The sequence below is a fragment of the Bradyrhizobium sp. USDA3010 genome, from assembly GCF_056429065.1.
This window is the reverse complement of record NZ_JBWJZD010000172.1, coordinates 1-255: the sequence shown is the minus strand read 5'-3', so window position 1 is coordinate 255 and position 255 is coordinate 1. Positions and strand designations below refer to the sequence as shown.

Annotated in this window: 1 pseudogene; it reads right to left on the bottom strand. The window is 62.0% G+C overall.

The annotated features are described in order from the left end of the window. Window positions 1-255 (bottom strand): annotated as a pseudogene (locus AC066Y_RS43430) (LysR family transcriptional regulator); the annotation flags it as partial.

Sequence of the window (255 nt, the reverse complement as noted above, 5' to 3'; positions counted from 1 at the left end):
AGCGACCGGCCAAGGCCGGCTCGGACGGCATTGAAGGCCAACTCCGAGTCGTTGACGGTGACAAACGTTTCCGAGGTCGGATCGGAGGCTATCGCTTCCGCCATCCAGCGTGCCTGCGGCAAGTTAGGCCAGTAGGCATCATAGGTAATCCATGGCAAGCCGCGCTGCTGCGTTGACGCGGCATACACCGCAAATTCGAAGGTGCCGACGCGTCGAGCTATCACGCGATGCTCGCTTTCGGGCCGGGTCATACGC